The organism is Oscillospiraceae bacterium (assembly GCA_009780275.1).
Lineage (GTDB): Bacteria > Bacillota > Clostridia > Oscillospirales > UBA929 > WRAI01.
This window is the reverse complement of sequence record WRAI01000028.1, coordinates 22,904-30,756: the sequence shown is the minus strand read 5'-3', so window position 1 is coordinate 30,756 and position 7,853 is coordinate 22,904. Positions and strand designations below refer to the sequence as shown.

4 protein-coding genes are annotated in these 7,853 nt (G+C 51.0%); 3 read left to right on the top strand and 1 reads right to left on the bottom strand.

All coding sequences use genetic code 11. The features are described from left to right. Positions 1 to 163 precede the first annotated feature (163 nt). Together FWE06_08520 and FWE06_08515 are read left to right on the top strand one after the other, a co-directional pair. Positions 164 to 721 (top strand): hypothetical protein, encoded by a 558-nt coding sequence (locus tag FWE06_08520; protein ID MCL2547212.1) that lies wholly within the window; start codon positions 164 to 166, stop codon positions 719 to 721. Further along, on the top strand, positions 634 to 1,350 hold the full coding sequence (locus FWE06_08515) for a hypothetical protein (protein ID MCL2547211.1): 717 nt from the start codon (positions 634 to 636) through the stop codon (positions 1,348 to 1,350). The genes FWE06_08520 and FWE06_08515 overlap by 88 nt, the downstream gene beginning before the upstream one ends. 139 nt (positions 1,351 to 1,489) lie before the next feature. Here the strand turns inward: FWE06_08515 and FWE06_08510 are convergent, their stop codons facing one another. Beyond that, positions 1,490 to 2,314: a sugar phosphate isomerase/epimerase gene (locus FWE06_08510; GenBank protein MCL2547210.1), complete on the bottom strand. Its 825-nt coding sequence runs from the start codon at positions 2,312 to 2,314 to the stop codon at positions 1,490 to 1,492. Positions 2,315 to 2,483: 169 nt separating this feature from the next. Here FWE06_08510 and FWE06_08505 point away from each other — a divergent pair, with 169 nt between their 5' ends. After that, positions 2,484 to 7,811, top strand: coding sequence for a CotH kinase family protein (locus tag FWE06_08505; GenBank protein ID MCL2547209.1), 5,328 nt, complete (start codon positions 2,484 to 2,486; stop codon positions 7,809 to 7,811). Positions 7,812 to 7,853 lie beyond the last annotated feature (42 nt).

Here is a 7,853-nt window from a genome sequence, read left to right as displayed (position 1 = left end):
TTGTTTGCTATTTTGTTAGCCTCTAACTCTTGTTATCTTTATACATCGTCTTTTGATTTTGTTAGTTATTTAGCGGGTTTGAGAGTTAGAGTAGTTTTGTGCGAATCTTCCCGCTTCGGTAAACCGCGTCCTTTACTCTAACCAATGATGAGAGGTGATTCAGATGCGAAAAGCTATCTTTCTGTCGTTCATCATAGCATTACTATTCTTGGCCGCCTGTGGTATGTCTGCACAAGAGCGTTTTGAAGAACGATTGCAAAATGTCGTATCAGATGGTGAAATACTGTACACGAGCAGATTAACGCCATTGGCTCATATAGACGGTACATGGCAGTTGATTATTAAACCTTATGATTACGGTGAGGCAACAACGAGTATTGAGATTTCCGGTGCAAGCGGCAGGGTATTTCGTGAAACGGCAGATAGTACGATTACCAGCAGTGCATTAGATGCGGATACAGACTATATTGTCACGGTTGAGCGTGACGGCGAATCTGTACAAGCTATTGTGCATTATACATTTGAAGAAGGCTTAACCGTTGATGACACACTTCAAAGGCGCGATAGTATGTCGTTTGTTGTTTCTCATGACCGCACGGGTGAGGCCATGCATTTTGAGAGCTTGATTTTTGGATGCGAGAGCCTAATAGTGGTGGCTACACATACAAAGTACCTTTTTCTGGGGAGCGTTTTAACCGAGCGTCGTTTGTCGTCGAGCTAAGTCAAGCACGGCTACGCAAGGCATATGATTCGGATATACCCGGGCGCGGATTTAATGCCTATATTTTCTTTGCCGTGCAGAATGAGTTTTTTACGTACGATGTTGGTATTTTTCACGGTTGGTCGCGTGATGGCGAATGGCGTGTATTTTCAGGCCGACTTGGCGATTTTGAGGATCATGGCGTTATTGTCCGCTCTGATTATGTGGATGGATCGTTTATCCCCCGTGATGATGTAAGAATCACGGTTTCAGTGTCTGAAGGTAAGGTAAGCCTTGCGGCAGAAAACTTAACCACCGGTAGAATGATTGAAGTAACCAGAGAACATAGTAGCCTCGGTGGAAATACTGCGCTCATCAAGGGGACTTCTTATGTGCCTGACAATGAACCCGAGCACACACCCGATTGGCGAAATGGTGCTTATCTGCTAAATGTAATTTATCGAAATGCTTACCTTTACAGACAAAGTGGTGTACGTGGCGAGTATGAGAGTATTTCTTTTTGGCTTGATGGTAGCGGCGTGTATTATATTCTGACATACAATACAGACATTAGCCAAATCCAATTTATCTATGATGACGATGGAAATATTGTTGGTGAGATTGTAGATATTGATTATCGGTTTAGGTAAAATATTTTTACATCTCTATTTTTTCTTGTCGAAAAATCGTCATTTTTGTTATTCTGAAAAAACTGCTTAGTTGGCATTATCTGCACAACGAAAAAATCCCCGTTCACACGGGGGCTTTCTCGTCCATAATGATTGCAGGTTACATTGCCGCCAGCAAACCGCGGATAATATCCCGCGCCTTAATAATATCGGCTTTCTGTTGCGCACCCTCAATTTCACGCTCAATAATCAGCGTTCCGTCAAATCCTACGGCGTCGAGTTTGCTCAGCAGTGCTTTGAAATCGACTTGTCCTTCGCCGACAGCCGTTTCGTTGCCCAACTGCATACCGTTTGTCGGATACTCGCCGTCTTTGATATGCAGGCTGCGCACATATTCGCCGAAAATTTGTACTGAGTCGACGGGGTTGGCCTTGCCATACATCAACAAGTTGGCAGGGTCGAGGTTGATGCCCAAGTTGTCAGTGCCGATGTCGGCGATACAGCGTTTGAGCGTAATGGGCGTTTCCTGTCCTGTTTCAAAGTTGAAGAAAATGCCCAAGTTCTTACAATGCACTGCCACCTCACGGATGGCGGCGACAATCTTGATGTACTCGGCGTCGGCGGGATTCTCGGGGATAAAGCCAACGTGGGTGGTAATGTCGGTCACGCCCAGCATTTTGGCGAAGTCGGCGGCTTTTTTTAGCGCGTCGATGCGGATGGCGCGGTATTCCGGCGGCACAAGTCCATCAACCAACGGTGCTGTCCAAAAGTCCCATGCCACAGGGCCCGGCCAGCCAGCCCAAATACTGGAAATGCGAATGTCGCCGAGCGCTTTTTTTGCAATGTCGGCGTTTTCTTTGGTGTACTTTGTCACATCCCAACAGTTGAGTTGGCAGGTTTTTAGATCTAATTCGCGAATGTCTTTAGCAGCTTCGTTCAAGTCGGCGTCAATGCCTAGAATAACGCCAATGTCCCAGTTTTTCATAGAAAAGATTCCTCCAAAAAATTTGTAAAATTTATCCGATACTTTGGGCTGCTCAATTGTATCATAAATAGGACGGGTGTGCAACATAAAGATTTCATTGACATATATGGCGATGATAAGGTACAATGTATGCAATCTGTCACGGTAAAAATAGTAGGAGGAACTCGTTATGAAACGCACTTTCTCGGTCATTTTGGCATTACTCTTTGTCTTGACAAGCCTCGGTGCGGTGGCGCAGCCTGCCGAATCATTTGCAGAGGACGCGTCAGTGGACGACCAGCAAGCAGTAGATTTCACGCCTCTATCGGCAACGGAAGTCAATTTTTCTATTCCCGGCGGTATGTATGCAACCCCTGTTGCGCCGGTGATGACAGTCGACGCAGCCGGTGCGCAGATTTGGTACACGCTTAACGGTGGCGACCCAGTGCCGAATATGCCGGGCTCGTTTCTGCACGATCCTCATGCACCGCGCACCCTTACCGATCGTACGCCTGAGACCAACTTCTTGTCGGCCATTCCAGCGGCAAGACTGGGCTGTTTCCTTGTCTATACTGATGAGCACTTTATCCCGCCGAAAACACCTGTTGCCAAGGCCACAATCGTGCGTGCGCGCGCCTTCAATGCCGACGGCACGCCGCTATCGACGGCACACGGTTCTATTACGACACACAGCTTTTTCGTTATGCCCGACATTCTCGAACGCTATGACGGGCTGCCTATTATTTCATTGACCGTTGATTATGACGATTTTTTCAGCGATGAGCGTGGCATCTACGTTCGCGGCGGCCCTAATCGCGGCTATCAGCCCGGGCAAATTGAGCCCAACTGGGAATGGCGTGGTGCTGAAAATGAGCGTCCCGTACACATGGAATGGTTCGAAGTTGAAAATGGAAGCTTTGACCGCATCATCTCCAGCGACATCGGCGTACGCATCCACGGCGGCGGCTCACGCCGTGTGCCGCAGAAATCGTTGCGCCTGTATGCACGGAATGACAGAGGCGGCTTGCAAGCCTTTCAATATGACCTATTCCAAGGCGCGGCTATCGACAGTCGTGGCAATAACGTAGAGTACTTCCGTCGCCTCATTCTCCGCAATGCCGGCAATGAGGGCCCGGGCACTATGTTCCGCGATGCCGGATTGCAACAACTGGCACAGGGCTTGAACTTCCGAATCCAAGCCTATCGCCCCAGTGTTGTCTTTATCAACGGTGAGTTTTGGGGCGTTTACAATATCCGCGAACGCTATGACAATCGCTACTTAGCTGCGCATTTCGGTGTGCATCATAACGACGTGGCGCACCTCGAATTTGAAGTTGGCGGCTGGTCGCTTAGCGATGGGCGTGATCAAGACCTTGCCGATTTCCGCCAATTGGAAGAGTTTTTTGCCAACAATCACTTTGGCGGTGGCATCAGCAATCGAAATTACCAGTACATCCAGCAGCAAATGTGCATTGACAGCTTCATCGACCTCTATATTACACAAATGTACTGGGGCAACATCGACTGGCCAGCCAACAACGTGCGTATTTGGCGTTATTTTGACACCGGACGCAACACTGCCAACGCCGATCAAACCATACTTGACGGCCGTTGGCGTTGGATGTTAGTTGATCTCGATAGCACCTCGGGCTTTTCATTCAGCCTCGACTATTGGCAAAATCCGATTAGCCGCTTGATACATTATTATGAATATGAGGGCTTGCACTGGGGCACAACTGAGCGAAGCACACGTATGTTTCGTCAGTTGATGACCAACCAAGATTTCCGTAATCGCTTCATCAACCGCATGAACGACTTGATGAACACGCATTTTGACGTCGAGCCTTTCTTGGCGATGGTTGATCAAGCCGAAGCGCGCATTGAGAATGTTATGTCTGAGCAAATTCACCGTTGGAGTCGTGTTAATTCCATGCCCGAGTGGCGAAACAATGTGGCAGGTTTGCGTGAATTCGGTGAAAACCGTAAGGTGTATATGCTCGATTTTATGCAAGACACACTCAACCTAGGCGCACCCGTACAAGTGATAACAATGGCCAACACAACACAAGGCCGTGCGACAGTCAACGGTATGCTCATTGGTCCTGAAACACAAGGCGTACAAAATGCTGCAAGTTGGACGGGAACATACTTTACGGGCATGACGCAGACATTCGGCGCGGTGCCCAATGCCGGTTTCCAGCTGTCACACTTTGTCGTCAATAACGGTGGAAATGTGTCGGCATTGCCCGCTGATCGCAACGGCGAGGTGCAAGTCATGCTGGCAGGAAATACAACGGTTACACCCGTATTCATAGCGGGCGAAGCTAATTTGCCAGTGTATTTTGATATGTTTAACACGTTGCCCGCCAACTGGATGCCGCTGGAGGGCGGTGGTGTTGACCTGGGTGCGATTACCAATACGGGTGACCGTTTTACCTTTGCCAATCGTGAAGGCGGCGGCTGGCCGAGCGCGACCTATCAATTTATTACGCCAATTGCTTTCCCGCGTGCGCTTACGCCGCATACGCGCTTGTATTTTGACTTCACTGTACACTCAGGAGCTAACATCGTTCTAACACACCAAGGCATGTTTGGAGCTGAAACATATAACATTGCCCGTGCCCTTGTGGGTGAACAGAACGTAGATTGGGAGAGCGGAGATATTTTTGCCGGTACATACCGCGGCTCGATTACGCTCGAAGAGCTATTTGCTAATATGTGCGGCGGTCCTAACCCGTACAATCCTTTCACTGGCGAACAGTTTAATTTGGCTGCCATTCGTGTCTTTGCCGTGCGCGACGACGTGACTTTCCGTGAATTTAGAATTCTCGGACCATATGATGACGATGGCACATCGCTCTTTGTTAATGTTGTCGGCGCACCGTTTAACATAACGGTTAACGGCGCACCGTGGGACGGTGATCCGTTTGGCGTGGGCGAAGGTGATATTGTTGTCATCACAACAACGCCGGGCGTCAATCAGCGGCTGAGTGAAAGTGGCTCGCAGCTGCCCGCCGGCACGGTCATTGACAATTATACCTTTACTTTCACGATGCTTGATGAGCGTGTCTTTGTCAACATCGTATTTACCCGTCCCGGCGACATCAATGGTGATGGCGTGGTGAATGAGGACGACTTGATGTTGTTGCAGGCTTATCTCCTCGGCATGCTTGCGTCCGTTGATCTCTTTGCCGCGGATGTCAATGCTGATGGCGTGGTGGATTGGCTCGACTTCCTGTACCTGCTGCGCTACATACAAGGCGAAAATATTCCGCTTGGTACATATATGCCTGCTGGCGCGGCGATGACGAACGCCGAGCTGCGTGTCGGTGACGTTACGGCAAGTCAAGGCGATTGGATTGGCGTGCCTATTATCGTTGATGCTAACGACGGCTTGACCATGTTAGCGCTTGAGGTCGATTACGACAGCGATGTACTTGAGTTAGACGAAATAGACGGCTGGAACTGGTCGCTTGGACTGGTCGGCGGCGGCTGGGGCAATATCGCGAGTTTCTTTGCAACCGGCCTCATCGATCCGGATTTCGGCGTTTCAGTCGCAACAGGCACGGGCGAGCTTGCCATGGCTATATTCCGCGTGCGTGACGGCGCGGCACTAGGCGATACGACAGTGACGATCAACGCTACTTTTGCTGCCGTTGAAGACGGCAGCGGCGGATACAATTTTGTGGAAGTCACAGCAACTGCCGGTATTGTTACGGTGGCCGAATATATCCCGCCGACTTCCTTTGTTCATGTAGAGGCATTCGGTGGTCAATCAGCAGGTATCGACTCGCACGGTACGTTGTGGCAGTGGGGTTCAATGAGCGGCGGTCGTCCTAGACCTGTTATGGACAGTGTTGCTGATGTCGCGCTGGGACAGTCGCATACGCTGATTCTTGATACTGACGGCGTGCTTTGGGCATGGGGTGGCAACTGGCGCGGTCAGCTCGGTGACGGCACATTTGACTGGCGTGGCACGCCAGTCAAAATCATGGAAAACGTCATCAGTATCGCGGCGGGTCAGCACCATTCGCTGGCAGTCACAGCCGACGGAAATGTCTGGCAATGGGGTGATGAGCAGAGCGATTGGAATGAGCCGTGGGCTATGGCTGCGGCAAGCGAAGTAAGCCTATTCATTTCGCGGCCACGCGGCAGCAGGATAGGTATAGAACAATCTCGATATTCGGCAGATACCGCGCGTGCTGACGCAATGTCGCGTCGCGCAGTATGCACACCTGTCGGCGATGCGCCGGAATCGCCGCCGCCAGTGCCAACCCCGCCAAATAGCGGCAGCAATATACCTGTGCAAGTGGCAGGCTTGTCCGGTGTAACGCAAGTGGCAGCTGGCAGAGAGCATTCGCTGGCCATTGACAACCGTGGCCGTCTGTGGGCATGGGGCGCAAACGGGTCAGGTCAGCTCGGTGATGGCACGTTTAATTTCCGTGCTACGCCGGTGCATGTGATGAGTACTGTCGCCGCCGCCTCCGGCGGCAACGGGCATACGCTGGCACTTACTATGGGCGGCAATGTCTACGCATGGGGTGGCAACTGGGACGGCCAAGTCGGTGACGGTACATGGCAAAACCGAAACCGGCCCGTGCGTATTATGCAAAATGCTACAGTGATTTCGGCCGGTGACTGGCATTCTATGGCATTGGGCAGCAACGGCGCAGTTTGGGCGTGGGGCAACAACTGGGACGGTCAAATCGGTGACGGCACATTCGATAACGAGCGCAACCGCCCAGTACAAGTCAAGACAAATGCTATTGCCATCGCGGCTGGCGGCTGGCATTCGCTGGCGGTCAGTAGTCAACGCGGCCTCTACGCGTGGGGCGCAAATTGGTCGGGACAACTTGGTGACCAAAATTTATGGTGGGCGATTCGCCCCACACAAATTATTGCCGGTTACTTTTGGCTGACAGCGAACAACCGCCCCAATTCTTGGGCCATTCCCTATGTCAGCACGGCATACACACATGGCTTGATCAGCGAAGCTGTCTTTGCCGGTACGCGCTTCCAAGACGGCATTCCGCGTCATTATATCGCTGATCTGGGCGTACGTTTCCTCGAAGTGTACAGCGGCATGAGCATTGACGAATTTATCAAAGATTTCGCGGCGAATGGCGGCACGCTATATGATGTTGAATTCCCCGATACGACTGACCCCTATGCCTTGGCATTGGCGCAGTTGGGCATTATACGAGGCGGTGAGGTAAACGGCGTTTTCGGTTTCCACCCGGATCGGACACTCAATCGCGTAGAAGCGGCAGCTATGCTGACGCGGCTGGCAGATGCATTGGGTTATGATATAACTGACGCGCCCGACGCGCCGTTTGACGATCAGCATACCATTCCAAGCACATGGGGGCGACCCAATACAAACTTTATGTATTCTATCGGCATCATGGGTAACACGGTGAGTCCGGAAAATATCCCGACGCTGGGGTACTTATTCCGCCCATTCTATGTTTTCCCGACACAGCAAATGATTACCGCGATGGTGAGAATGCTGCCATAACGCGAGCGCTTATCTCTCGAACAGGGAGAATAAGTCGCGAAA